Here is a 26,229-nt window from a genome sequence, read left to right as displayed (position 1 = left end):
GGCCCCTGTACAAAGACAACCCTGCCGCCAAGACTTGCAGTGAGGCGCTTGATGAACATCCTCTACGACGAACAGCTCGATGGCCCCCTGCCGAGCCGGGATCGGGACGCGGTGCGGGACGACCTGACCCGCCACCTGCCCGACATGACCCTGCTCGACCGCGAGGAGGACATGCGCCCCTTCGAGTGCGACGGCCTCTCGGTCTACCGCACCCTGCCCATGCTGGTGGCCCTGCCCGACACCCTCGACCAGGTGCGCACCCTGCTCGCCCGCTGCCATGCGCTGGGCGTGCCGGTGGTGACGCGTGGCGCCGGCACCGGTCTGTCCGCCGGCTGCCTGCCGCTGGAGCAGGGCGTGCTGCTGGTGCTCTCGCGCTTCGCGCGCATCCTCGAGATCGACCCCGAGGCGCGCACCGCTCGCGTCGAGCCCGGGGTGCGCAACCTCGCCATCTCCGAGGCGGCCGCCCCCTACGGCCTCTACTACGCCCCGGACCCCTCGTCGCAGATCGCCTGTTCCATCGGCGGCAACGTCGCCGAGAACGCCGGCGGCGTGCACTGCCTCAAGTACGGCCTCACCGTGCACAACGTCATCAAGGCCGAGGTGCTGACCATCGAGGGCGAGACGCTGACGCTGGGCAGCGACGCCCTGGACGCCCCCGGCTTCGACCTCCTGGCGCTGTTCACCGGCTCCGAAGGCATGCTCGGCGTGGTCACCGAGATCACCGTCAAGCTGCTGCCCAAGCCGGAGAGCGCCAAGGTGCTGATGGCGAGCTTCGACGACGTGGAGAAGGCCGGCCTGGCGGTGGGTGACATCATCGAGGCGGGCATCATCCCCGGCGGGCTGGAGATGATGGACAAGCTGGCCATCCAGGCCGCCGAGGATTTCGTCAAGGCCGGCTACCCGGTGGGCGCCGAGGCGATCCTGCTGTGCGAGCTCGACGGCGTGGAGGCCGACGTCGACGACGACTGCGCGCGGGTGCGCCGGGTGCTCGAGGCCGCCGGTGCCACCGAGGTGCGCCAGGCGCGCGACGAGGCGGAGCGGGCGCTGTTCTGGGCGGGGCGCAAGAACGCCTTCCCGGCGGTGGGCCGCATGTCGCCGGACTACTACTGCATGGACGGCACCATCCCGCGCCGCGCCCTGCCGCGCGTGCTCACCGGCATCGCCGAGCTCTCCGAGCGCTACGGGCTGCGCGTGGCCAACGTCTTCCACGCCGGCGACGGCAACATGCATCCGCTGATCCTCTTCGACGCCAACCGCGAGGGCGAGCTCGACGTCGCCGAAGCGCTGGGCGGCGAGATCCTCGAACTGTGCGTGAGAGTCGGCGGCACCATCACCGGCGAACACGGCGTGGGCCGCGAGAAGATCAACCAGATGTGCGCCCAGTTCCGTCCCGACGAACTGGCCACCTTCCGCGCCGCCAAGGCCGCCTTCGACTCGACCGAGCTGCTCAACCCGGGCAAGAACATTCCCACCCCGGCGCGCTGTTCGGAGTTCAAGACCATCAAGCAGGCGGCGGACGCCCCCGCCACCAGCGAGCAAGGCTGACAGGAGCGCCCATGGCAAGCACCGCACCCACCGACTATCCCGGCCAGGACGCCAGCGCCGCGCTTGGCGAGCGCATTCGCCAGGCCGCCGCCGAGCGCACCCCGCTGCGTATCGTCGGCGGCGACACCCGCGCCTTCTATGGTCGTGAAGTAGAAGGCGCGACGCTCTCCACCGCCGAGCACCGCGGCATCACCTTCTACGACCCGGTGGAGCTGGTGGTCTCGGTGCGCGCCGGCACGCCGCTCACCGAACTGGAAGCGGCACTGGCCGAGCACGGCCAGATGCTCGGCTTCGAGCCGCCGCGCTTCGGCGCGGCCAGCACCGTGGGCGGCATGATCGCCACCGGCCTCTCCGGGCCGCGGCGTCCCTGGGCCGGTGCGGTGCGCGACTTCGTGCTCGGCATCCGCCTGATCAACCACGAGGGCGTCGAGCAGCGCTTCGGCGGCCAGGTGATGAAGAACGTCGCCGGCTACGACCTGTCGCGGCTGATGGTCGGCGCCCAGGGCTCTCTGGGCGTGATCGGCGAGGTATCGCTGAAGGTGATCCCGCGCCCGCTCACCACCCAGAGCCTGCGCCTGGAGCTGCCGCTGGTCGATGCCCGCACACGCCTCGCCGAGTGGGGTCGCGAGCCGCTGCCGATCAGCGCCGCCGCCTGGCTCGACGGCGCATTGCACCTGCGTCTCGAAGGCGGCCCCAGCTCGGTGGCCGCCACCCGTGAGCGCATCGGCGGCGACGACCTGGACAACGCCTGGTGGGAGAGGCTGCGCGATCTCGCGCTGCCCTTCTTTTCCGCCGACGATGCCCGGCCGCTGTGGCGCCTCTCGCTGCCGCATCGCGCTCCCGACCTGGGGTTGGCACAGATCGACGACACGGCCATGCTCCATGACTGGGCCGGCGCCCAGCGCTGGCTGCGCGCCGAGCTCGACCCCGAGGCGCTGCGCGAGGCGTGCCGTGAGGCCGGCGGCCACGCCACCTGCCACGGCCCCCGCCCGGCCGGCGTCGAGCCCTTCTCGCCCTTGCCCGCGGTGCTGATGAAGTACCACCGCAACCTCAAGGCCGAACTCGACCCGCACGGCATCTTCAACCCCGGCCGACTCTACGCCGACCTCTGAGATTGACGAGAAGCTGACATGCAGACGCACTTCACCGAGGAAGCCCTCAAGCAGCCGCACATCCGCGAGGCCGACCGCGTGCTGCGCAGCTGCGTGCACTGCGGCTTCTGCAACGCCACCTGCCCCACCTACCAACTGCTGGGCGACGAGCGCGACGGGCCGCGCGGGCGCATCTACCTGATGAAGCAGATGCTCGAGAATCCCGACGACGACGGCCTGATCACCGAACAGACCCGGCTGCACCTGGACCGCTGCCTCACCTGCCGCAACTGCGAGACCACCTGCCCCTCGGGCGTGGAGTATCACAAGCTGCTCGACATCGGCCGCGCCGAGATCGAACGCCGCGTGCCGAGGAAGGCCAGCGAACGCGCGCTGCGCCTTGGGCTGCGCAAGGCGCTGGTGGAGCCCCGGCGCTTCCAGGCGCTGCTCAAGCTGGGCCTGACCTTCAAGCCGCTGGTGCCGGGCCCGCTCAAGGACAAGCTGCCGCCGGCCCCGGTGGATGCCGGCAGCCGCCCCGACCATCAGCGCCACGCCCGGCAGATGTTGATCCTCGAGGGCTGCGTCCAGCCGGGGCTCTCGCCCAACACCAACGCCGCCACGGCGCGGGTGCTCGACCGTCTGGGCATCGGCCTCACGCCGGTCAAAGAGGCGGGTTGCTGCGGGGCCATCGACTTCCACTTGAACGCCCAGGAGGACGGCCGGGCACGGGCCAGGGCCAACATCGACGCCTGGTGGCCACACATCGAGGTCGGGGCCGAAGCCATCGTGCAGACGGCGAGCGGCTGCGGCGCCTTCGTCAAGGAGTACCGCGACATCCTCGCCGACGACCCGGCCTACGCCGAGAAGGCCGAACGCGTCAGCGCTCTGGCCAAGGACCTGGTCGAGGTGCTGCGCGACGAGGAACTCGGGGCACTCGAGGTCAAGGCGGATCGCAAGCTCGCCTTCCACTGCCCCTGCACCCTGCAGCACGCCCAGCAGCTCAGCGGCGCCGTGGACGGCGTGCTGAGAAAGCTCGGCTTCACGCTGACGCCGGTCGCCGATGCCCACTTGTGCTGCGGTTCGGCTGGCACCTACTCCATCACCCAGCCCGAGCTCGCCACCCAACTGCGCGACAACAAGCTCGACAACCTGGAGGCGGGCCAGCCCGAGGTGATCGTCACCGCCAACATCGGCTGCCAGACCCACCTAGCCAGCGCCGGCCGCACCCCGGTACGCCACTGGATCGAGATTGTCGATGAGGCGCTGACATGAATCGTCACCGCGCTCATGCATTCAGCTGCCAGCCCCACCTGGCCAACGCCGGCCGCACCCCGGTTCGGCACTGGATCGAGATCGTCGACGAGGCTTTATTGCCAACTTGAGGGGCGCCGGGGACAGGTCGAAGAGGAGGTCCTTCGCCAGGGATGGCGAAGGTAGCGCCCAGGGAAGGGGTCACAGCGCCTCCTCGCAGACCTGTCGCCGGTACAGCCCCGGTGATGGCGCCACCCTCTGCGACGGCTCTGCTCATAGCCAATCGCATCATCCAACCAGGAGTCCCTGATGAACACCAAACCCGTCCTGACCCTTGCCGAGGTCAACGCCATTCTCGACGCCGCCCAGCAGGAAGCCGAGGCCAACGGCTGGAAGGTGACCATTGCCGTGGCCGACGACGGCGGCCACCTGCTCGGCCTGCGTCGCCTAGACGGCGCCCCAGCCATGACCCCCGGCATCGCCAGCGAGAAGGCGCGCAGCGCCGCCCTCGGCGCCCGCGAGACCCAGCAGTTCGAGGAGATGATCAATGGCGGCCGCGACGCCTTCCTCTCCGTCCCCCTGCAGGGCCTGCTCGCCGGCGGCGTGCCGGTGCTGGTCAAGGGCCAGATGGCAGGCACCGTGGGCGTCTCCGGCGTGAAGCCCGACCAGGACGTGCAGGTCGCCAAGGCGGGTATTGCCGCGGTGGCCTGAGCCCTGCCGCTCTCCGCCCCGGCCCATCCCCGGGCCGCGGGCGGCTCCGCTTCTCCTCTTCGACGCCACATTCCCTTCGACGCCACAGCGCCTCATTGAATGTGCTTCAAGCAGGCCTGTGGCGCAGCTCGCCATTCAGCGCCTTGATGATGCTGTAGCACATCATCAGCATCACCACGGAAAACGGAATCGCCGTCGCCGTCACCCCGGCCTGAAGCGCCGACAGCCCGCCGCCGAGCAGCAGCACGATGGCAATCAACCCCTCCACCATGGCCCAGAACATGCGCTGAGGCCGGGGCGCATCGATCTTGCCTCCGGCCGTGATGGTATCGATCACCAGGGAGCCGGAATCCGACGAGGTGACGAAGAAGATCAGCGCCAGGATGATGCCGAGGGTCGACATCAGGCCGGTCAGGGGCAATTCGTTCAGCATGCCGAACAGCGACAGTTCGGGGCTGTAATTGTCGATCACGTACTCCTTGACCAGGCTGCCCGCAGGGTCGGCATAGAGCTGATCCAGAGCGATACCCCCAAAGACGCCCATCCAGATGAAGATGAACAGGCTGGGAATCAACAGCACACAGATCACGAATTCCCGGATGGTGCGCCCCCGCGACACCCGGGCGATGAACATGCCGACGAAGGGTGCCCAGCTGATCCACCAGGCCCAGTAGAAGATGGTCCAGGCTTGACGATAGGCATCGTCGTCACGACCGAAGGGGGCCGACAACGGGACGAAGTCCGTCACATAGGTCGTAAGCCCCGCCCAGAACCCGTTCAGGGCCACCAGGGTCGGACCGGCGAACAGCACGAAGAAGAAGAACAGCACGGCCATGACCATGTTGATCTCGGAGAGCTTCTTCACGCCGCCCTCGAGCCCGCGCCACACCGATACCAGGGCCACCGCCGTCACCAGCAGGATGATGACGACCTGTGAGGTGGTGCTGAAATCCAGGCCAAAGACGAAATTCATCCCCGCCGTGGCCTGCTGGGCCCCCAGCCCAAGCGTGGTGGCGAGTCCAAACAGGGTGGAGAACACCGCCAGGATGTCGATCACGTGCCCCCACCAGCCCCAGACGCGCTCGCCCAGAATGGGGAAAAACGCCGACCGAATGGAGAACGGCAGGCCCTTGTTATAGGTGAAAATGGACAGCGCCAGTGCCATCACCACATAGACGGCCCAGCCGTGGATGCCCCAGTGCAGATAGGTGCCGGCAATGCCTAGGGCGCTGGCCTCGGGAATGGCCGCAGGATTGAGCTCACCGCCCTCCCCGAAAGGGGAAGCAATGCTCAGCGGCAAGGAGACGTTGGCATGGTAGACCGGCTCCAGCACCCCGAAGAACAGCAGGCCGATACCGATACCCGCAGCAAACAGCATCGCAAACCAGGAGAGATAGCCGTGCTCCGGCCGGGCATCGGGCCCACCCAGCCTGACCGATCCGTAGGGCAGGACGACGAGCGCCACACAGAACAGGATGAAGAGGTCCACCACGATCATGAAGTACCAGTCCAGCGTGCCGGTGGAGAAGGCGACGATGGACTGGAAAATGCTCCCTGCCCTCTCCGGAAACAGCAGGGTGAGCACGATGAAGACGACCGACGCGAGCGCCGATATGATGAAGACCCGGTTGTGGATATCGAAGCCGATGGGCCCCAGGTGCCCTTCGATATTGTCCTGACCGACGGTGTAATCCGTCTGCATGTCGCTCGTCACGGGGGGCGATGCCGGGCCGTTGGGGGTGCTCATGAGATAGATCCTTTCACGACAAGGTACAGAACAGCGTAGGGAGTCTTCTCATCCGCCTACAACCTGTAGGGACAGCCAGCGGCGCGGCTCTCATTAGCGTCCTCATCAGTTGCCGCGTAGTATTTGCCCTGTCATAGGCAAGGCTCGAGAGCCCCGAGCATCACGGAGTTCTGTCACCTTCGAGGTCACCATGTCGCCGCTTTTCCTCCTGCCCCCGCTCGGCGCCGTGCTGATCTGGTCGGGCAACATGACCATCAATCAGCTTACCGTGGGGGCCATCGCCCCCAGCAGCATCGCCTTTCTGCGCTGGCTTCTGGCGCTGGTCGTGCTCACGCCCTTCCTGCTGCCCGCCGCCTGGAAACACCGGATGACGATCCGCCGTGAATGGCCCAAGCTCGCCGTGCTGGGGCTGCTGGGCATGGCCCTGTGGCAGGGGCTCGCCTACGTGGCCGCCGAGACCACCACGGCCACCAACATGGGCATTCTCGCGGCCATGGTGCCGCTGCTCACCGTGCTGCTCAGCGCCCTGATCCTGCGCGAGGCACCGACGCTCGGGGGCACCCTGGGCGCCGGGGTGGCGCTGGCCGGCGTGGCCGTGCTGCTGGGGCGCGGCGACCCGGCCTCACTGCTTGACCTGGCGGTGGCTCGGGGCGACGCCCTGATGGTGGTCGCCGCCACCTGCTATGCGCTCTACGGCGTGATGCTCAAGCGCTGGCCGCTGGACCTGCCGCCCTGGGTGGTGCTCTATGCCCAGGTGTGCTTCGCCGTGCTCTTCCTGCTGCCCGGCTACCTGCTCGGCCCCATGACGCCGGTGGACGCCGGCAACGTGGGGCTGATCCTCTACGCCGGGATTCCCGCCTCCATCGTCACCACCTACCTGTGGATGCGCGCCATCCGCCAGATCGGCGCCAGCCGCGCCAGCATCTTCATCAACCTGATGCCGCTGTTCAGCGCCATCATCGCCATGCTCGCCCTGGGTGAACGCCTCGCCGCCTTCCACCTCCTGGGCGGTGCCCTGGTACTCGCCGGGGTGCTCATGGCGCAGACGCTGACCCAGCCGCTCGCTCGCCGACCCGTCCCCCGCAAGGAGGGTTGAGGCATCACGGCCGCGCATTCGGGACCATCGACGCTCGGCGATGCACAGCCGCGGGGCAGGGAGGGCCGCGGGGTGCCTCACCGTGCAGCACGGTGGCGCACCAGCCCCGTGCACCGACGAACCGGGCGCCTCGTCTCTAGGAATTCTATCCAATTGAAAGAAAAGAATTTATAGGCTAACAGCCGCGTTGGGCACGGCCCTTGCTAGAATCAGGAGCAACGGTGATCCCCGGCGGTCACCCGGGCAATGCCGCCCCGACACGCTCGAACCTGGCTGGACAACGGCGTCCTCACTCACCTGACCACAGGTGCGTGCGGGCGCCGTTTCTTTGCGTGTCATGGGCGTCGAGGAGCGTCCCCGGGAGCCCCGCCGGCATCACGAAACCCGGCTCAACGCATGAGGACAACCATGTCTTATCTGGTTCCATCGGAATTCGTCACCAAGATGGTGGACGCAGGCGAGTCCAAGGTGCACATGTCGACCCGCGACACCCTGATCCGCGCCTTCATGGCGGGCGCCATCCTGGCCCTGGCCGCCGTCTTCGCGGTCACCGTGGCCGTCGAGACCGGCTCCTTCCTGCTGGGGGCCGTGCTCTTCCCGGTCGGCTTCTGCATGCTCTACCTGATGGGCTTCGACCTGCTGACCGGGGTATTCATGCTCACCCCGCTGGCCCTGCTCGACCGCCGCCCGGGGGTGACGGTCCACGGCATCCTGCGCAACTGGGGCCTGGTGTTCGTGGGCAACTTCGCCGGGGCGCTGACCGTGGCGGTGATGATGGCCTTCGTCCTGACCTACGGCTTCAACACCGAGCCGGGGGCCGTGGGAGAGCAGATCGCCGGCGTCGGCGAGGCGCGCACCCTGGGCTATGCCGACTACGGCCTGGCCGGCTGGCTGACGATCTTCGTGCGCGGCATGCTGTGCAACTGGATGGTCTCCATGGGCGTGGTGGGCGCCATGATCTCCACCAACGTCAGCGGCAAGGTCATCGCCATGTGGATGCCCATCATGCTGTTCTTCTTCATGGGCTTCGAGCACTCCGTGGTGAACATGTTCCTGTTCCCCTCGGCGATGATGATGGGCGGTGGCTTCTCGGTGATGGACTACTTGTTCTGGAACGAGATTCCCACCGCCCTGGGCAACCTGGTGGGCGGCATCGCCTTCACCGGCCTGACGCTTTACACCACCCACGTGCGTACCGCGCCCAAGCGCACCGCCGTACGCCCCGTCACCCCCTGAACCGGCACGGGAGAGCGCCCCGGCACGGCCGGGGCCCCACCCCATGAGTCAACTGCGCATCGCCCTGGGCCAGCACTCCGCACCGGGGCGCAAGGCCGTCAACCAGGATTTCCACGGCTGCCGGGTACCGCGCGAGCCTCAGCTGAGCCTCCAGGGCATCGCTCTGGCCATGGCCGACGGCATCAGCAGCAGCGCGGTGAGCCAGGTCGCCAGCGAGACGGCCGTCAAGAGCCTGCTCGACGACTACTACGCCACCTCGGAGGCCTGGTCGGTCCGCCACGCCGTGGAGCGCGTGCTGACGGCCACCAACGCCTGGCTGCACGCCCAGTCCCGCCAGGGTCCCCACCGCTACGCCCCCGACCGGGGCTACGTGTGCACGCTCAGCGCCCTGGTGATCAAGGCGACCACCGCCCACCTCTTCCACGTCGGCGACACCCGCATCTACCGGCTGCACGCCGACAGCCTCGAGCCGCTCACTCAGGACCACCGGCTGTGGCTCTCGCAGACGGAGAGCCAGCTGAGCCGGGCGCTAGGGGCCGACGCCCTGGTGGAGATCGACTACCGCGCCCTGCCGCTCGCCATCGGCGACACCTTCCTGCTGGCCACCGACGGCGTCTACGAGCACCTCTCCGCCGAGGCGATCCTGCACAGCGTGGCAGCGCACCGTGACGATCTGGACGAAGCCGCCCGGCACATCGTCGACCAGGCCTACCGGCAGGGCAGCGAGGACAATCTCAGCGTTCAGCTCGTGCGCATCGAGGCACTGCCGCACACGGCAGCCCCGCCCCTGCATCGTGAGGTCGAAGAGCTGCCCTTGCCGCCCCTGCTCGAGCCCCGCGCTCGCTTCGACGGCTACCGCATCCTGCGCGAGCTGCATGCCAGCAGCCGCAGCCACGTCTATCTCGCCCTGGACGAGGCGAGCGGCACCCGGGTAGTGCTCAAGACGCCCTCCATCGACCTGCGCGACGACCCGGGCTACCTGGAGCGGCTGCTGATGGAGGAGTGGCTCGCCCGGCGCATCAACAGTCGCCACGTGCTCAAGGCGGCACTACCGGACCGCCGGCGCCACTACCTCTATACCGTCACCGAGTACCTCGAGGGGCAGACCCTGGCGCAGTGGCTGCGCGACAACCCCGCTCCCGACCTCGAGACGGTGCGCGGCATCGTCGAGCAGGTCGCCCGGGGACTGCAGGCGCTGCATCGTCGCGAGGTGCTGCACCAGGACCTGCGCCCCGAGAACCTCATGATCGACGCCACCGGCACGGTGACCCTCATCGACCTGGGCGCGGCGCGGATCGCCGGCATCGTGGAGTCGGCGACCACCCTGGAATCGTCGCCCCTGCCGGGCACCGCGCTCTACATGGCGCCGGAATACTTCCTGGGCGAGGTGGGCACCACGCGCTCGGACCTCTATTCCCTTGGCGTGCTGACCTACCGGATGCTCGCGGGTCGCTTCCCCTACGGCACCCGGGTCGCCCGCACCCGCACCCGGGACGACCAGCGGCGCCTGACCTACCGCTCGGTGCTCGACGAGGAGCGGGCGATTCCCGCCTGGATCGATGCCACGCTGAGCAGGGCCCTGCACCCCCACCCCGAGAAGCGCTACCAGGCCCTTTCCGAATTCGTCCACGATCTGCGCCGCCCCAACCCGACCTACCTCAACCGCACCCGCCCGCCGCTGATCGAGCGCCACCCCGTCGCCTTCTGGCAGGGGCTCTCGGCGATTCTCGCAGTGGTGATCCTGGCGCTGCTCGCCCGCTGAGCCCAGAGGGGGGATCAGCGAATTCCCGCGCGCAGGAAGGACTGCACGAACTGGCGCTGGAAGAGCAGGAAGGCGACCAGCAGCGGGGCGATGCTGAGCAGGGTGGCGGCGCTGATGGTGGCCCAGTTGACGCCGGTCTCCGGCGCCGAGAAGATCCCCAACCCCACGGTGAGCGGGCGGCTCTCCACCGAGTTGGTGACCACCAGCGGCCACAGGAAGTTGTTCCAGTGGTGGCTGATGGAGACCAGGCCGTAGGCGAGATAGGTGGGCTTGGCCAGCGGCACGTAGACCTTGAGCAGCACGGCCATCCAGCCGCAGCCCTCGATGCGGGCGGCATCCTCCAGTTCACGGGGAATGGTCTTGAAGGTCTGGCGCAGCAGGAAGATGCCGAAGGCGCTGGCCACGTAGGGCAGCCCGATGCCGGTGATGGTATCGACCAGGCCGAGGGCGCTGGCGATGCGGTAGTTCTCGACGATCAGCACCTCGGGAAAGACGAACAGCTGGAGCAGCACCAGCATGAACAGGAAGTCCTTGCCGGGAATGGGGAAGCGCGCAAAGGCGAAGCCCGCCAGGGTGCACACCACGAACTGGCCGGCCACGATGCCGGTGACCAGCAGGAAGGTGTTGAGGTAGTAGCGCGCGAAGGGCGCTTGCTCCCAGGCATCCAGGAAGTTGGCCAGGGTCAGCGGCGCCAGCAGGTCGAAGCGCACCATGAATTCCGACGGATGGAACGCCGCCCAGACGGCATAGAGCAGCGGGAAGATCCACACGATCGCCAGCAGCCAGGCGGCCAGGGTCTCCAGCCGCGGCAGGCGCGCGGCGAAGCGGCGGGATGCGGCAGCGGCGGTCGGGGCGGTCATGGGCATCTCCTCTCGACCGTCACTGGTAGTGCGTGCGCGGATCGAGCACGCGGAACTTGATGGTGGCCACCACGGCCAGCACCAGCAGGATCACCACCGTGATGGTGGCGGCGTAGGTGCGGTCGAAGAACGAGAAGGCGTTCTCGTAGACGTAGTAGAGCAGCAGGTTGGTGGCGTTGTTGGGCCCGCCCTTGGTGAGAATGAACAGATGATCCACCACGCGCACGGCGTTGATCAGCGCATTGATCAGCACGAAGAGCGTGGTGGGCATCAGCAGCGGGAAGGTGACGCGCCAGAAGTAACTCCAGCGGCCGGTGCCCTCCAGGCTGGCCGCCTCCTCGAGCTCGGGCGGGATGCTCTGCAGCGCCGCCAGATAGAAGATCATGAAGAAGCCCGCCTCCTTCCACACCGTCATCACGATCACCGAGGTGAGCGCCACCGTCGGGTCGCCCAGCCAGTTGGGCCCGCTGATGCCGATCGCACCCAGCAGGTGATTGAACAGCCCGATCTGCGGCGCGTAGAAGAACATCCAGATATTGGCCGCGGCGATCATCGGCAGCACGGTGGGCGTGAAGTAGGCCATGCGCACCAGGCCCCGCCCCGGCAGGCGGCCGTTGACGAACAGCGCCATGCCCAAGGCAATGGCAATGGAGGTGGGGATGGTGCCCAGGGCGTAGAAGAGATTGTTGCGCGCCACCTGCCAGAAGGTGCTGTCCTCGAGCAGCAGCGCATAGTTCTCGAGTCCCACGAACTCGGTCGGGGCATCGCGAAAGCCGGGCAGGAAGAGGCTGTTGATCAGCGTGGCGACGATGGGCAGGTAGGCGAAGGTGCCGAGCAGCACCGCCGCCGGCAACAGCAGCAGCGCGCCGTAGACCTGCATGCGGCGGTCAGTGGTTGGGTTCGCCATGGTTCGTCCCGTCTAGGAGGGGGCTACCCGGGGACAAAGGCCACTGAGGAGGCGCTGTGAATCCCTCCGTGGACGCTACATTTGCCATCCCTGGCAAATGACCTCCTCATTGGCCTGTCCCCGCACCCCCTTGATCGCGGTTATCAGCTATCAGGGCGTCAGCGTGCGTAGCGTCGCAGCGCCGCGTCGGCCTCGGCCTGGGCCTGGTCGAGCGCTTCCTGCGGGGACATCTGGCCGGTCAGCGCCGCCTGAACGGCGTTGTCCAGCGCCCGGCGCACCCGACCGCCCTGGTAGGTGGCGAGCTCCGCCGTGGCGTGCTCGAGCTGGTCGCGGGCCACCGCGGCCGGCGGGAACTCCTCGACGTACTCCTGCAGCGCCTGGGTCTCGTAGGCGGCGGGGCTCACGCCCATGTAGCCGGTCTCGATCGACCAGGTGGCGGCGCGCTCCGGCGCGGTCATCCAGCGGATGAAGGTCATGGCGGCGCGTCGCTCCTCGGGCGTGGCGTCCTTGAAGAGGTAGAAGTTGCCGCCGCCGGTGGGGCTGCCGCGCTGGGTCTTCATGGGCAGCATGGCCACGCCGAAGTCGAAGTCGGCCTCGTTCTTCACCGCGGTGAGGTTGCCGGTGCTGTGCCACATCATGGCGGTGGCGCCCTCGATGAAGTTCTGGCGCAGGGTGCCCCACTCGATGGCGCCGTCGGGCATGGCGTCGTGCTCCGCCGCCAGCGACACCCAGTACTCCAGCGCCTCCACGGCCGCCGGGTCATTGAAGTAGACCTCGGTGCCGTCCTCGCTCATCAGACGATGGCCGTTCTGGAAGGCGAAGGCCTGGAACATCCAGTAGGGGTAGCCGGTGGAGGGCACCATCACGCCCCACCGGTCGCCCTCGCCCGCCTCGCGGATGGTCGCACCCATCTCGGCCATCTCCTCCCAGGTCTCGGGCGGGGTGTCGGGATCGAGCCCGGCCGCCGCGAAGGCCTCCTTGTTCCAGTAGAAGACGATGGTCGAGCGCTGGAAGGGAATGCCGTAGGTCTTGCCGTCCAGCGTGCCGTTCTCCATCAGCGCCGGGTAGAAGCTGTCGAGCCACTCGCGCTCCTCGTCGCTCTCGACCACCTCGTCGAAGGCGACGATGACGTCCTGCTCGAGCAATTCGTAGAGATCGATGGAGAACATCACCGAGAGCTGCGGGGCGTCACCCGCCTCCACCGCCGACATGGCGCGCACCCGGGTGTCGTCGTAGTTGCCGGCGTAGATGGCCTCGACCGCGATGTCGGGGTGATCGGCCTCGAAATCGGCGACCAGGCCGTCGATCACCTCGGTCAGGGCCCCACCGACCGCCACCGGGTAGTACATGGTGAGTTCGACCGGCTCCTGCTGGGCAGTGGTCTGGCCGGCCACCAGCAGGCCGGCAGCGGCCAGGCCGCCGAGGGTACGGGGAAGGAAAGCGCTCATGGGTTCACTCCTGTGGATGGGTGCCGTGCGGGGAGGAGACGCCCAGTGCCTCGCGCGGCGTCAGCGGGTGCGGCGGGGCCGCGACATCGTAACCGGCAAGAGCCAGACGCTGACCGCTCTCGCCATCGAAGAAGTGCATGGATTCCGGCGCCCACTGCAGCCGGCAGGCCTCGCCGGGCCGCCGGTCGGGCACCCCCGGCACCCGGGCACGCAGCTGCTGGCTGCCCACCTGCAGGCGCACGATGGTGTCCGCCCCCAGGTACTCGGCATCAAGCACCTCGGCCGGCACCCCGGGGGTATCGGCCGGGGCCAGTTGGATCGCCTCGGGGCGCAGCCCCAGCCAGTGCCCCTTGGCGGCATGGCTGGCGACGTGGCAGTGGGGCTCGCCGTCGATCACCGCGCCGTCTGCCGCCGCGGCCAGCGCCACCAGGTTCATCGCCGGGCTGCCGATGAAGCTCGCCGCAAAGGCCGTGGCCGGGCGGTCGTAGAGCTCGCCGGGGGTGCCGTCCTGAACGATGCGCCCATCCTGGATCAGGATCACTCGGTCACCCATGCTCATCGCCTCCACCTGGTCGTGCGTCACGTAGATCACGGTCATGCCCAGCCGCTGCTGCAGCGACTTGATCTCGCGGCGCATCTCGCCGCGCAGGCGGGCATCGAGGTTGGAGAGCGGCTCATCCATCAGGCAGATGGGATGCTCGGAGATGATCGCCCGCGCCAGGGCCACGCGCTGGCGCTGGCCGCCGGAGAGCTGGGCCGGCTTGCGTTCGAGGTAGCCGGAAAGTCCCACCAGCTCGGCCACCCGCGCGAGGCGCTCGCCCCGCTCGGCCTTGGGCACCTTGCGGCTGCGCAGGCCGAAGACGATGTTGTCGGCCACGTTCAGGTGGGGAAAGAGCGCGTAGGACTGGAACACCATGCTGATGCCGCGCTCGCCCGGCGCCAGCGGCGTCACGTCGCGCTCGCCGATGAGGATGCGCCCGCCGGAAGCCAGTTCGAGGCCGGCGATCATGCGCAGCGTGGTGGACTTGCCGCAGCCCGAGGGCCCGAGCAGGATCACGAACTCCCCCGACGCCACCGTGAAGGAGACGCGATCCACCGCCGGGTCCCCGGCCCAGTGCTTGCTGACGTTGTCGAGTGTGATGCGCTTGTTGTTGTTGTCGCTCATGCCTTGCCCGGTATCGCTGCCCCATGCCGTCACTGGCAGGGGTCTCACCTGCTGGGTCACTGTGCTCCCCTCAAGCGTAGTCGCTCGTGCCGGTTTGTCCTCTCTGCAGGGTGACTGCGCGGCATGACCCCGTGATGACCGCGCGATGACACGGGCATGACGCCGCCGTGACACCTCGCAGGAGAGCGGGGCGAGCATGCTAGAATGCCGCACCCCCTAGGCTCAGGAAGACTCTCCATGTCCCTTGACGACCTGCACCTGAACCTGCGCAACCTGACGCAGGAGGATTACCCCCAGCTCAAGGCGCTGATGGATGCCGTCTACGACGACATCGGCGGCGCCTGGCCCCGGCACAGCATCGACCGGCTGATCCAGGAGTTCCCCGACGGCCAGATCGCCATCGAGGACGACGGCCGGCTGGTCGGCGTAGCCCTGACCGTGCGGGTCGACTACGACGAGTTCTCCAACCCGCACCGCTACGACGACCTGATCGGCAATCGCGAGATACTGCTCAACGACCCGGGAGGCGACGCCCTCTACGGGCTGGACGTGCTGATCCACCCCGACTACCGCGGCTACCGCCTGGGCCGGCGCCTCTACGAGGCGCGCAAAGAGCTGTGCCGCTCGATGAACCTGCGGGCGATACTGGCCGGCGGGCGCATCCCCGAGTACCACCAGCACGCCGACGAGCTCTCGCCCACCGAGTACATCGAGAAGGTGGCGCGCAAGGAGATCCACGACCCCATCCTCTCCTTCCAGCTGGCCAACGACTTCCAGGTCAAGCGGCTGCTGCGCAAGTACCTGCCCGAGGATGAGAAATCCCAGGGCTACGCGACCCTGCTGGAGTGGAACAACATCCTCTTCGAGCCCGCCGAGCGGGTTCTCGAGAACCGCCCCACCCAGCTGCGGGTGGGCGCGGTGCAGTGGCAGATGCGCGAGTTCGACTCCGTGGAGGCGGTGCTGCAGCAGGTGGAGTACTTCGTCGACGCGCTCTCCGACTACCAGAGCGACTTCGCGGTCTTCCCGGAGCTCTTCTATGCCCCGCTGATGGGCCTGCAGGACCGCGCCGCCCAGCAGGACCAGCAGGCGGCGATCCGCTTTCTGGCCGGCTTCACCGAGCAGTTCGTCACCGAGCTGTCGCGCATGGCGGTGGCCTACAACATCAATATCGTCGCCGGCTCGATGATCGAGCTGCGCGACGACGACCGCCTCTACAACGTCAGCTACCTGTGCCACCGCGACGGCACCATCGAGCATCAGGACAAGCTGCACATCACCCCTCAGGAGCGTCGCGACTGGGTGATCGACGGCGGCGACGAGCTGCGCGTCTTCGACACCGACGCCGGCCGGGTGGGCATCCAGATCTGCTACGACGTGGAGTTCCCGGAGCTCTCGCGGCTGCTCGCCGACCAGGACATGGACATCCTCTTCGTGCCCTTCTGGACCGACACCAAGAACGGCTATCTGCGGGTGCGCCACTGCGCCCAGGCCCGCGCCATCGAGAACGAATGCTACGTGGTGCTGTGCGGCAGCGTGGGCAACGTGCCCTCCATCGAGAACCTCGATATCCAGTACGCCCAGTCGTCGGTGTTCTCGCCCTCGGACTTCGCCTTCCCCCACGACGCCGTGCTCTCCGAGACCACCCCCAACACCGAGATGGTGATGTTCTCGGACCTCGACCTGACGCGGCTCACCGTGGTGCGCGCCGAGGGCTCGGTGACCAACCTCAAGGATCGCCGCAAGGACCTCTTCGACCTGCGCTGGCGCGACTGGTCGTGGAAGTCGGGAGCGGATCTCGACGACAACTGAGGAGAGCCGATGCTGGAGCGTCTGCACCGCTGGCGCGCCGAGCGCTTCGCCGCTCGCCACCCCCTGCCCGAGGCCGACTGGGCTGAGGCCCGCGCCCGCCTGCCGCTGCTGGCGGCACTCGGCGACGACGAGGCCGAGCGGCTGGGCTGGCGCGCCTGGCGCTTTCTGCACAGCAAACGAATCAGCCTGCATCCCGAGCTGGCCGAGAGCACGCCCTTCGACCTGCCGGCGCGCCTGGCGCTGGCCGCCCAGGGCTGCCTGCTCACCCTGGGCTGGTCTGACGCCGAGCACCTCGAGGCCTTCGCCGGGGTGCACGAGATCCAGGTCCTGCCCGACGCCTTCCGCCGCCAAGTGGAGGAGATGGACGAGTTCGGCGTGATGCACGCCTACGAGGACGAGCGCGCCGGCGAGACCTCCCACCAGGGGCCAGTGGTGCTCTCCTTCACCGACCTGATGGAGAGCGGCGGCCTGGAAGGCTTCAACGTGGTGATCCACGAACTCGCCCACAAGCTCGACCTGGGCAACTCGCTCGACGTCGACGGCTTCCCCCCGCTGCCCGGCGATATCGATCCCAAGGAGTGGCACCGCGTCTTCACCGCCGTGTGGGACGACCTCCAGGCGCACCTGGCCCGCGGCGAGGCGACGCCCATCGACGACTACGCCGCCACTCACCCCGGCGAATGCTTCGCGGTGTGCTGCGAGCACTTCTTCACCGCCCCGGACGTGCTCCACGCCGCCTACCCCGAGCTCTACGCCCTGCTCGCCCGCTACTTCCGCCAGGCGCCGCTGGCGCGGCTGCCGAGCGAGCCGGCAATACCGCGCTGAGCAACACCGCGCTCACTCCTCCGGGCGCGTCGAGTCGCGCCGCAGCCCCTCGATGGGCAGCCGGTCCGGACAGGCCAGCCGGCGCGTCGACCAGGTGATGCGCCCGCGCTGGCGGCACAGATCGGGCCCGCCCTGGTCCTGTGGATACTCCAGGCTGCGCCAGCGCTGCAGCCACTCGCCGTCGACGATCAGCTCGATGCCGGCCGCGGACCGGCGCTGCTCGGGCGCCTCGTCCCGGTGCTGGAAGGAGCGCTCGCGCCGCTGTCGTGGCGCGCGCTCCTCCCAGCGCTCGCCGCGTTCGACGGCGCGCACCTCTCGCTTGTCGCGCCCCTCGACCCCCTCGGCCTGCGCCGGCGAAGCCGCCAGCCAGGCGCCGGCCAGCAGCAAGGCGCTGAGGTATCGAATCATGGTCGGGCTCCCCTTGGTGACAGTCATGCCGCCGTCGGCTGCAACCACTCCCACAATAGCAGCGCGTCGGGATGGTCGCTGCGCCGCAGCGGCCGCACCAGCCAGAAGCGCTCCTCGCTGGGTACGGCCAGGGCGAAGGGGACGACCAGGTCGTCGCGACTCTCGAGCAGGCGCCGATGGGTGAGCGCCACCCCCCCGCCCCGGCTCGCCAGCGCCAGGGTCATCACCTGGTTGTCGCAGTTGAGCGCCGAGCAGTGGCGCTCGAGCCCGGCCACCCCGGCCTGCTCCAGCCAGTTCGGCCATCCCGTGGCGAATCCCAGGGCGTGCAGCAGGGTGTGGCCGGCCAGGTCGGCCGGCTCGTCCAGCCGCTCCGCCAGTGCCGGCGCGCAGACCGGCAGCAGGCTCTCGTCGCCCAGCGACACCGCCTCCATGTCCGTCCAGTCGCCCAGGCCGTAGCGGATCTCCAGGTCGGCACCCTGGGGACCGAAGTCGTCGGGCCAGATGGCGCTGACCAGGCGCACGGCCACCTCCGGGTGAGCGCGATGGAAGGCCAGCAGGCGCGGCGCCAGCCAGCTCTGCTGGATCACCGGCGTGGTGCGCAGGGTCACGGCCCGGGCCGGCGCGGCGCCGAACACCTCCTGGGTGCCCTCGGCGAGCCGCGCGAAGGCATCGTGGATGCTGGGCAGCCAGGCCTGGCCCGCCGGGGTCAGGGTCAGGCTGCGCGGGTGGCGCACGAAGAGCTTCTGCCCCAGGCGGTCCTCGAGCAGGCGGATGCGCTGACTGATCGCCGCCTGGGTCACGCCCAGCTCGCGCCCGGCGGCGGTGAAGCTCAGGGTGCGCGCGGCGGCCTCGAAGGCCTGCAGCCACAGCAGCGGCGGTAGGGGACTCATGAGTAAGCGAGCGATAAGTTGAGCTTGGCCATAGGGTCCAGATTAATCGTTTGTCAGTGCCACTACCACACCCCACCCTAGAGAGCCTTGACCATCATCAATCCCGATCGCCACCCGAGGAGGCCGAGATGCTCGCCACCCCATCCCCTGAGACCCGCGCCGAGCAGGTAGACATGCATGAGCTCGCGCCCTACGTCGACGCCCCCCGGCTGCGCGACGCCCGGTCCGGTGCCGATGGCGTCGTCCTGACCTGGGAGGACGGCACCGAGGCCCGCCTCCCCTGGCTGTGGCTGCGCGACCACTGCGCCTGCACCGCGTGCCGTCATCCCCAGACCCGCGAGCGCCTGGTCCTGCCCCGCGCCACCGTGGCGCCCGCCAGCGAGATGCACCTGACCGACGGCCACCTGCAGTTGACCTGGCCCGATGGCCACGAGAGCCGCTTCGACGGCGGCTGGCTGCACCAGCGCCGTCCGGGCCAGGCCGCCGCCTCCCCACTGCCCGCACCGCGACCCTGGGACGACGCCTATCGCCTCGAGCGGATCCGCCATGCCGACTTCACCGGCAGCGCGACCGGCGAGCGCGCCTGGCTCGAGGCGCTGATTCGCGACGGCCTGGTGCTGCTCGAGGAGGGCCCGCTCGCCGACGAGGAAGTCAGCCGGCTCGCCACGCGCATCGGCCCGCTGCGCGCCACCAACTTCGGCGCCCGCTTCGACGTGCAGTCCAAGCCCAACCCCAACAACGCCGCCTATACTGCCATCGGCCTGGCGCTGCATACCGACCTGCCCAACTGGCAACACCCGCCGGCCATCCAGCTGCTCTACTGCCTGGAGAACGACGCCGAGGGCGGCGAGTCGCTGTTCGCCGATGGCTACCAGGTCGCCGAGACCCTGCGCCGCGAGGACCCCGAAGCCTTCCGCCTGCTGAGCGAGACGCCCATTGATTTTCGCTTCCAGGACGAGGAGCAGGATATCGCCATATGCGCGCCGATCCTCGCCTGCAACGCCGACGGCCGGGTCGTGGAAGTCCGCTTCAACAACTGGATTCGCGACACCCTGCGTCTGCCTGCCGAGGTCATCGAGCCCTGGTACCGCGCCTATCACCGCTTCTGGACGCTGCTCCACGAGCCGCGCCACCAGCTTGACCTGAGCCTGCGGCCCGGTGACATGATCGCCTTCGACAACCGGCGCGTGCTGCACGGGCGCGCTGCCTTCGACCCCAATACCGGCCGGCGCCACCTCCAGGGCACCTACCTCGACCGTGACATGCTCGAGTCGCGCCTGCGGGTGCTGGCCCGCCAGCCCTGACCCCATCCGCCGCTTCCCGTCGCCCGGCGCCACCCACAATCCGACGACAAGGCGCCGGTCACCACTACGACAAGGAGTCCCGCATGAAACTGCCTCTGACCGCTTCTCTCACTGCCTTGGCCGTCGGCCTGGCCGCCAACGCCACCGCCGACGACGCCACCCTCGACTTCGGCGTGCCGGCCTGGCCGGGGATCACCGTCAAGACCGAGATCGCCCAGCAGTTGCTGGAACCGCTGGGCTACGACAGCCGCCGCCACGACATCGGCCTGCAGGTGATCTACCAGGGCCTGGAGAGCGGCGACATCGACGTCTTCCTGGGCGGCTGGATGCCCGCCCAGCGCGAGATGTTCGAGCCCCTCGAGGCGAACGGCGCCATCCAGAGCCTGGCCAACAACGTCGACGGCGCTCAGATGACCCTGGCCGTGCCGGAGTACCTCTACGAGGCGGGCATCCAGAGCTTCGCCGACCTCGACGAGAACCGCGAGCGCTTCGAGGGCCAGATCCACGGCTTCGGCGCCGGCTCCGCGGCCAGCGAGATCCTGCATGGCGCCATCGACGACGACGCCTGGGGGCTGGGCGACTGGCAGGTGGTGGACACCAGCACGGTGGGCATGCTCAGCGCCGCGCGCGACGCCATCTCGCGCGAGGCGCCCATCGTCTGGGTCGGCTGGACGCCGCACTGGATGAACCTGGAGCTGCCCATGCGCTACCTCGACGATCCCCAGGACCTGTTCGGCGCGAACAACGGCGAGAGCGATGTCCTGACGCTGATGCGCGGCGACTACGCCGAGGCCCATCCCAACTTGGCCACCTTCTTCTCGCAGTTCACCTTCAGCGCCGAGGAGCAGAGCTGGATGATCCGCGAGTACGGCCAGGAGGAGCGCGACGTCGCGGTTGTGGCCGAACAGTGGATTCGCGACAACGCCGCACGGGTCGAGGCCATGCTCGCCGAGGTCAGCGACCGCGACGGCGAGCCCGCCTGGCCGGCGGTGCGCGAGGCGCTCTCGCTCTGATCCCCACACCGCGGGCGCCATTGGAAGGCGGGCGCCGCCCCCGTATCCTGTAGGCCCCTTCGCAGTCCAGGCGCCCGCCATGCCCCGTTCGGTTCTTTTCCTGTTCGTCGCGCTGGCCGTGCTGGTGGCCCTGGGGCTCGGCTGGCAGTGGCTGGCTCTGGAGAAGGTGCTGACCCTGGAGGCGCTGCTGGCCCTGGCCAAGGGCTCGGTGGCCTGGCGCGACGCCAGCTGGGCGGTGCTGGTGGTGATCGCGGTCTACGCCGGCGCGTCGCTGGTGATGTTCCCGCTCAGCCTGCTGGTAGCGCTGACGGGGCTGCTGTTCGGCCCCTGGTGGGGCTTCGCCTATGCGCTCGCCGGCACCCTCGCCGCCTCCATGCTCACCTGGTGGGTGGGGCGACGGATCGGCCGCGAGGCACTGGTGCGCCACGGCGGCAAGCACCTGCGCGGCGTGTCGCGCTACCTGACGCGGCGCGGCATCCGCACCATGACGCTGGTCAACCTGCTGCCTCTGGCGCCTTTCACCCTGACCAACCTGATGGCCGGCGCCTTCCGCCTGCGCTTTCGCGACTACATGATCGGCTCGGCGCTGGGTATCCTGCCGGGCCTTGCCGGCGTCACCCTGCTGGGCAGCCAGCTCGGCGAGCTGGCCACCGCCGACAGCCGCGGCGACCTCCTGTGGTCCCTCGGCGGGGTGCTGGCCGGCGTGGCCCTGCTGGCGGGGCTCAAACGCTGGGCTGATCGGCGTCGGAGCCGGCGGCAGGGGTAACCGCTACTTGGGTGAGGCGCTACTTGGGCGGCAGTTCCGACTCGCTCTCGCCGCGCCGCGGCCACCAGTCGGGGCGTTCCTGCTCCCACTCCTCCTGCACCAGCTGCTTGAGCAACCGCCCGCGGTGGCGCAGCAGGCGCCACTCGGCGCCCAGCCGCGCGCGCACCCGCTCCCAGCCGCCGTCATCAGCGTGGGTGAAGGGCCCGCCCCGGGCAATGGCCTGCCGGTAGACGGCCAGGCAACGCTCGGCGCAGCGCGCCTCGTCGTAGATAGCGGCCGTGGCCCGCACCCCCTCGGCGAGCGGCGCCCGGGCGTCGGGCGCGGCCAGTGCCACCAGCGCTTCCGCCATAGCCTCGGCATCGTCCTCGGCGAGCAGCCGCCCGTTGACGCCCTCCTCGACCACCTCGCGCACCCCGGGGGCGTCCACGGCCACCACCGGCAGCCCCGCCGCCATCGCCTCGGCGACCACCATCCCCTGGGTCTCGCTGTGCGAGGCGAAGGCGAACACGTCCATGGCGTGGTAGGCATCGATCAGCGCCTGACCGTGCAGGCAGCCGGTGAAGTGCACGCGTGCCGCCACGCCCTCGGCCGCGGCGGCGTCCACCAGGGCCTGGCGCGCCTCGCCCTCGCCCACCACCAGGAAGTGCGCCGCCGGCAGCGCCGCCAGCGCCCGGGCCACCGCCGCGGCCAGCAAGGCGAGATTCTTCTCCCGGGCCAGGCGCCCTAGGTGGCCGATCACGTAGGCCTCGGCGGGAATGCCCAGGCGACGCCGCCATGCCGCGCCGCTGCCGCCGGCGAAGCGGGCCGTGTCCACCCCGCTCGGCACCACCGCGATCGCGGGGTTGGCGTCGCGCGCGAGCAGCAGGTCGCGAATGCTCTCGCTGGGGGCGATCACCGCATCGCACATGCGCGTGTACTCGGTGGCCAGCGCCTTGGCGAAGCGCTGCATGCGCGTCGAGTCGCCGGGCACGTAGTGGGTGTAGTGCTCGTAGAGGGTGTGGTGAGTGAACACCAGGGGCAGGCCATAGGTATCGGCGGCGCGGGCTGCCGTGTCGCCGAGCAGGAAGGGGTGGTGGGCATGGACGACATCGGGCTCGAAGGCCTCGATGGCCTCGAAGAGCTGCCCGGGAATGGGCACCGGCAGCGAGAAGTCGCTGCCGTTGAAGTGCTGCACCGCGGTCACCCTCACCACGTCGGCCTCGTGACGCGGCTGCCCCTCGAGGCGCGGCGCCACCACCAGCACACGGTGGCCGGCGGCCTGCAGCTGCACCTTGAGGCGCTGCACCGATTCGCTGACCCCGCCGACGATCGGCAGATAGGTATTGGTGAACATCAGCACATTCACGATGACGACTCTCCCTGGTGTTGGCGTTCCCCTGACGGCAAAGGCGGCACACGACGCTCCATCTCCTGCTCAAGATAGGCGATGAAGGCGCGGATACGCAGCGGCACATGGCGCCGCTGGGCATAGACGGCGTGAAAATCCGCGCGCACACCCTGCCAGGCGGGGAGCAGTTCGACCAGTGCGCCGCTTGCCAGCTGGGCGTGCACGTCCCACCAGGAGCGCAGGGCGATGCCGTGGCCGTCCAGCGTCAGGCCGACGATCACCTCGCCGTCGTTGCTGGCGAGCGGGCCGCTCACCTTGATCGCCTGGGTCGCCCCGCTGGCGTCGCGACGCTGGAAGCGCCACACCGCGAAGTCGCTGGCGTTCTCGCGCAGCACCAGGCAGGGGTGGGCGGCGAGGTCGGCCGGCGACTCGAGCGGTGCCATCTGTGCCACGTAGGCGGGGGCGGCACAGAGCACGCGCCGGTTGGCCAGGATGCGCCGCGCCACCAGGCGCGAGTCCGGCGGCTCGCCCACGCGAATGCCGATGTCCACCTCGCGCTCCCCCAGGCTCAAGGGGAAGTTGGTGAGCTCGAGCTGCGCCTCGATACCGGGGTGCTGGCGGCAGAACGCGGAGAGCAGCGGCGCCACGTGACGCCGCCCGAAGCCGAAGGTGGCGTTGACCGTCAGCGGCCCGGAGAGCGCCGCGCGCTGCTCGCCCAGGGTCTCTTCCAGCTCGGTGAGCTCCTCGAGGATCGCCGTGCCACGTGTCAGGTAACGCTCGCCCTCGGCGGTCAGCGTCAGCCGGCGCGTGGTGCGGCTGGCAAGCGTCACCCCCAGGCGCGCCTCGAGCTGCTTCAAGCGCTTGCTCACCGCCGACAGCGACAACCCGAGCGTGCGCGCCGTGGCGGTGAGGCTGCCGGCGCGCGCCAGTTGCTGGAAGAAGGCCAGGTCATCGAGCGGGGCCACGCAATTCTCCACCTGAAATCAACAATGCCTTTCCATTCAGCCCGATTATCCTCAGGGCCACAAGGGCTAGACTGTCATCGCCACCCTCGAGGGAGAGAGAGGATGTTTACGGGCTTTCGCACCTTCGACATCGCCACCGACAGCGACGTGCGCATCCACGGCCGCATCGGCGGCTCGGGGCCGCCACTGCTGCTGCTCCACGGTCACCCCCAGACCCATGCGATCTGGCACCGCCTGGCCGAGCCGCTGGCGCGCCACTACACCGTGGTGGCCACCGACCTGCGCGGCTACGGCGATGCGTCGAAGCCACCCGGCGACTCGGATCATGCCAACTACAGCAAGCGCACCATGGCCGCCGACCAGGTCGCCGTGATGCGCGAGCTGGGTTTCCCGCGCTTTTCGCTGTGCGGCCACGACCGCGGCGGGCGTGTCGGGCACCGCCTGGCCATGGACCACCCCGAGGCGCTCGATCGGCTGATGCTGCTCGACATCGCCCCGACGCTGGCCATGTACGAGCAGACCGACCGCACCTTCGCCACCGCCTATTTTCACTGGTTCTTTCTGATCCAGCCGGCGCCGCTGCCGGAGACGCTGATCGAGGCCTCGCCCGACGCCTACATCACCCGCACGATGGGCGGCCGCCACGCCAGTCTCGACGCCTTCGACCCGGCGGCCATCGCCGAGTACCAGCGCTGCCTGGCCCAGCCCGGCGCCGCCCACGCCCTGTGCGAGGACTACCGCGCCGCCGCCACCATCGACCTGGAATACGACCGCGCCGACCGCGACGCGGGGCGGCGCATCGCCTGCCCGCTGCGCGTGCTGTGGGGCGAGCACGGCGTCATCGAGCGCTGCTTCGACCCGCTCGCCGAGTGGCGCCGCGTGGCCGAGCGGGTCGAGGGCGAGGCGCTGCCCTGCGGCCACTACCTGCCCGAGGAGGCCCCCGAGGCGCTGCTCGCACAGATCACCGACTTCTTCCCCCACGACCACTCAGGAGACACCCCATGACCCAGCGCATCGCTGTCATTCCCGGCGACGGCATCGGCAAGGAAGTGATGCCCGAAGGGCTGCGCGCCCTCGAGGCCGTTGCCAAGCGCTTCGCCATCGATCTCGAGCTCGAGCACTTCGACTTCGCCAGCTGCGACTACTACGCCGAGCACGGCCAGATGCTGCCCGACGACTGGTTCGAACGGTTGAAGGACTTCGACGCCATCTTCTACGGCGCCGTGGGCTGGCCGGAGACGGTGCCCGACCACATCTCGCTGTGGGGGTCGCTGCTGCAGTTCCGCCGCCGCTTCGACCAGTACGTCAACCTGCGCCCCTGCAAGCTGCTGCCCGGCGTGAAAAGCCCGCTGGCCGGCCGCGAGCCGGGCGACATCGACTTCTACGTGGTGCGCGAGAACACCGAGGGCGAATACTCCAGCGTCGGCGGCAAGATGTTCGAGGGCACCGACCGCGAGGTGGTGATCCAGGAGACCGTGATGACCCGCACCGGCGTCGACCGGGTGCTCAAGTTCGCCTATGAGCTGGCCCAGTCGCGGCCGCGGAAGAAGCTCACCTCGGCCACCAAGTCCAACGGCATCGCCATCACCATGCCGTGGTGGGACGAGCGCGTGAAGGCCATGGGGGCGAACTATCCCGACGTGAGCGTCGACCAATTCCACATCGACATTCTCACCGCCAACTTCGTGATGCACCCCGACTGGTTCGACGTGGTGGTGGCCAGCAACCTCTTCGGCGACATCCTCTCCGACCTGGGCCCGGCCTGCACCGGCACCATCGGCGTGGCGCCCTCGGCCAACATCAACCCCGACGGCACCTTCCCGAGCCTCTTCGAGCCGGTGCACGGCAGCGCCCCGGACATCGCCGGGCGCGGCATCGCCAACCCCATCGGCCAGGTCTGGTCCGGCGCCATGCTGCTCGAGCACCTGGGCCACAAGGAGGCCAGCGAGGCCATCGTCGGCGCCTTCGAGGCGGTGCTCGCCGAGGGTGACCCGGCCGTGCTGACGCCGGACGTCGGCGGCAAAGGCAACACCCAGAGCCTGGGTCGCGCCATCGCCGCGCGCATCGCCGGCTGAGGCGGCTTCCTGACACCACAAGGCCCCG

General features: G+C 69.1%; 23 protein-coding genes. 14 read left to right on the top strand and 9 right to left on the bottom strand.

Annotation, left to right across the window (positions count from 1 at the left end; genetic code table 11):
* Positions 1-51 precede the first annotated feature (51 nt).
* The 4 genes from glcD (at position 52) to FEF15_RS11965 (ending at position 4,598) form a co-directional block, all read left to right on the top strand.
* Entirely contained in the window at positions 52-1,545 is a 1,494-nt protein-coding gene (gene glcD / locus FEF15_RS11980; protein WP_163559407.1) for a glycolate oxidase subunit GlcD, read from the top strand.
* An 11-nt stretch (positions 1,546-1,556) separates the two neighbouring features.
* The gene (glcE, locus tag FEF15_RS11975; RefSeq protein WP_163559406.1) at positions 1,557-2,657 is read left to right on the top strand and encodes a glycolate oxidase subunit GlcE; all 1,101 of its coding nucleotides are present in this window, start codon (positions 1,557-1,559) and stop codon (positions 2,655-2,657) included.
* A gap of 18 nt (positions 2,658-2,675) precedes the next feature.
* Positions 2,676-3,908 carry a glycolate oxidase subunit GlcF gene (gene glcF, locus FEF15_RS11970; protein WP_163559405.1) on the top strand — a complete coding sequence of 411 codons (1,233 nt, stop codon included), beginning with the start codon at positions 2,676-2,678 and terminating at the stop codon, positions 3,906-3,908.
* A 288-nt stretch (positions 3,909-4,196) separates the two neighbouring features.
* Positions 4,197-4,598, top strand: a complete 402-nt coding sequence (locus tag FEF15_RS11965; RefSeq protein WP_163559404.1) for a heme-binding protein — start codon at positions 4,197-4,199, stop codon at positions 4,596-4,598.
* A gap of 106 nt (positions 4,599-4,704) precedes the next feature.
* Here the strand turns inward: FEF15_RS11965 and FEF15_RS11960 are convergent, their stop codons facing one another.
* Complete coding sequence (locus tag FEF15_RS11960; RefSeq protein ID WP_163559403.1) at positions 4,705-6,345, bottom strand: BCCT family transporter; 1,641 nt, start codon at positions 6,343-6,345, stop codon at positions 4,705-4,707.
* A gap of 190 nt (positions 6,346-6,535) precedes the next feature.
* Here FEF15_RS11960 and FEF15_RS11955 point away from each other — a divergent pair, with 190 nt between their 5' ends.
* The 3 genes from FEF15_RS11955 to FEF15_RS11945 all read left to right on the top strand — a co-directional run bounded on the left by FEF15_RS11955 (position 6,536) and on the right by FEF15_RS11945 (position 10,439).
* Complete coding sequence (locus tag FEF15_RS11955) at positions 6,536-7,441, top strand: DMT family transporter (protein ID WP_163559402.1); 906 nt, start codon at positions 6,536-6,538, stop codon at positions 7,439-7,441.
* A gap of 408 nt (positions 7,442-7,849) precedes the next feature.
* The gene (locus tag FEF15_RS11950; RefSeq protein ID WP_163559401.1) at positions 7,850-8,677 is read left to right on the top strand and encodes a formate/nitrite transporter family protein; all 828 of its coding nucleotides are present in this window, start codon (positions 7,850-7,852) and stop codon (positions 8,675-8,677) included.
* Positions 8,678-8,720: 43 nt separating this feature from the next.
* The gene (locus FEF15_RS11945) at positions 8,721-10,439 is read left to right on the top strand and encodes a bifunctional protein-serine/threonine kinase/phosphatase (RefSeq protein WP_163559400.1); all 1,719 of its coding nucleotides are present in this window, start codon (positions 8,721-8,723) and stop codon (positions 10,437-10,439) included.
* 14 nt (positions 10,440-10,453) lie between these two features.
* On the opposite strand, the gene FEF15_RS11940 is transcribed toward FEF15_RS11945, so the two are convergent.
* From FEF15_RS11940 to FEF15_RS11925, 4 genes are all read right to left on the bottom strand, one after another.
* Positions 10,454-11,299, bottom strand: a complete 846-nt coding sequence (locus tag FEF15_RS11940; RefSeq protein ID WP_163559399.1) for a carbohydrate ABC transporter permease — start codon at positions 11,297-11,299, stop codon at positions 10,454-10,456.
* A 19-nt stretch (positions 11,300-11,318) separates the two neighbouring features.
* The gene (locus tag FEF15_RS11935) at positions 11,319-12,206 is read right to left on the bottom strand and encodes a sugar ABC transporter permease (protein ID WP_163559398.1); all 888 of its coding nucleotides are present in this window, start codon (positions 12,204-12,206) and stop codon (positions 11,319-11,321) included.
* A 158-nt stretch (positions 12,207-12,364) separates the two neighbouring features.
* Positions 12,365-13,654, bottom strand: a complete 1,290-nt coding sequence (locus FEF15_RS11930; RefSeq protein WP_163559397.1) for an ABC transporter substrate-binding protein — start codon at positions 13,652-13,654, stop codon at positions 12,365-12,367.
* 4 nt (positions 13,655-13,658) lie between these two features.
* Positions 13,659-14,819, bottom strand: a complete 1,161-nt coding sequence (locus FEF15_RS11925; protein ID WP_163559396.1) for an ABC transporter ATP-binding protein — start codon at positions 14,817-14,819, stop codon at positions 13,659-13,661.
* A gap of 237 nt (positions 14,820-15,056) precedes the next feature.
* On the opposite strand from FEF15_RS11925, the gene FEF15_RS11920 reads away from it, so the two are divergent.
* Positions 15,057-16,628 (top strand): bifunctional GNAT family N-acetyltransferase/carbon-nitrogen hydrolase family protein, encoded by a 1,572-nt coding sequence (locus FEF15_RS11920; RefSeq protein WP_163559395.1) that lies wholly within the window; start codon positions 15,057-15,059, stop codon positions 16,626-16,628.
* Between the two features lie 9 nt (positions 16,629-16,637).
* Positions 16,638-17,453: a M90 family metallopeptidase gene (locus FEF15_RS11915; RefSeq protein WP_163559394.1), complete on the top strand. Its 816-nt coding sequence runs from the start codon at positions 16,638-16,640 to the stop codon at positions 17,451-17,453.
* Between the two features lie 12 nt (positions 17,454-17,465).
* On the opposite strand, the gene FEF15_RS11910 is transcribed toward FEF15_RS11915, so the two are convergent.
* Together FEF15_RS11910 and FEF15_RS11905 are read right to left on the bottom strand one after the other, a co-directional pair.
* A complete protein-coding gene (locus tag FEF15_RS11910) occupies positions 17,466-17,861 on the bottom strand; it encodes a hypothetical protein (RefSeq protein ID WP_163559393.1) in 396 nt (131 codons plus the stop codon).
* A gap of 23 nt (positions 17,862-17,884) precedes the next feature.
* Positions 17,885-18,751: a LysR substrate-binding domain-containing protein gene (locus FEF15_RS11905; RefSeq protein WP_163559392.1), complete on the bottom strand. Its 867-nt coding sequence runs from the start codon at positions 18,749-18,751 to the stop codon at positions 17,885-17,887.
* Positions 18,752-18,879: 128 nt separating this feature from the next.
* On the opposite strand from FEF15_RS11905, the gene FEF15_RS11900 reads away from it, so the two are divergent.
* From FEF15_RS11900 to FEF15_RS11890, 3 genes are all read left to right on the top strand, one after another.
* Complete coding sequence (locus FEF15_RS11900) at positions 18,880-20,055, top strand: TauD/TfdA family dioxygenase (protein ID WP_163559391.1); 1,176 nt, start codon at positions 18,880-18,882, stop codon at positions 20,053-20,055.
* An 83-nt stretch (positions 20,056-20,138) separates the two neighbouring features.
* Positions 20,139-21,068 carry an ABC transporter substrate-binding protein gene (locus FEF15_RS11895; protein ID WP_163559390.1) on the top strand — a complete coding sequence of 310 codons (930 nt, stop codon included), beginning with the start codon at positions 20,139-20,141 and terminating at the stop codon, positions 21,066-21,068.
* Positions 21,069-21,147: 79 nt separating this feature from the next.
* On the top strand, positions 21,148-21,834 hold the full coding sequence (locus FEF15_RS11890) for a VTT domain-containing protein (protein WP_163559389.1): 687 nt from the start codon (positions 21,148-21,150) through the stop codon (positions 21,832-21,834).
* A gap of 19 nt (positions 21,835-21,853) precedes the next feature.
* Here the strand turns inward: FEF15_RS11890 and FEF15_RS11885 are convergent, their stop codons facing one another.
* Both FEF15_RS11885 and FEF15_RS11880 read right to left on the bottom strand, forming a co-directional pair.
* Entirely contained in the window at positions 21,854-23,179 is a 1,326-nt protein-coding gene (locus FEF15_RS11885; protein WP_163559388.1) for a glycosyltransferase, read from the bottom strand.
* A complete protein-coding gene (locus FEF15_RS11880; protein ID WP_163559387.1) occupies positions 23,176-24,126 on the bottom strand; it encodes a LysR family transcriptional regulator in 951 nt (316 codons plus the stop codon). Before FEF15_RS11880 ends, FEF15_RS11885 begins: the two co-directional genes overlap by 4 nt.
* Positions 24,127-24,228: 102 nt before the next feature.
* Between FEF15_RS11880 and FEF15_RS11875 the strand changes: the two genes are divergently transcribed.
* Both FEF15_RS11875 and FEF15_RS11870 read left to right on the top strand, forming a co-directional pair.
* Positions 24,229-25,131 (top strand): alpha/beta hydrolase, encoded by a 903-nt coding sequence (locus tag FEF15_RS11875; RefSeq protein ID WP_163559386.1) that lies wholly within the window; start codon positions 24,229-24,231, stop codon positions 25,129-25,131.
* Positions 25,128-26,201: a tartrate dehydrogenase gene (locus tag FEF15_RS11870; protein ID WP_163559385.1), complete on the top strand. Its 1,074-nt coding sequence runs from the start codon at positions 25,128-25,130 to the stop codon at positions 26,199-26,201. The genes FEF15_RS11875 and FEF15_RS11870 overlap by 4 nt, the downstream gene beginning before the upstream one ends.
* Positions 26,202-26,229 lie beyond the last annotated feature (28 nt).

The sequence above is a fragment of the Halomonas sp. NO4 genome (assembly GCF_010994375.1).
Lineage (GTDB): Bacteria > Pseudomonadota > Gammaproteobacteria > Pseudomonadales > Halomonadaceae > Halomonas.
This window is presented reverse-complemented; position numbering and strand designations above follow the sequence as displayed.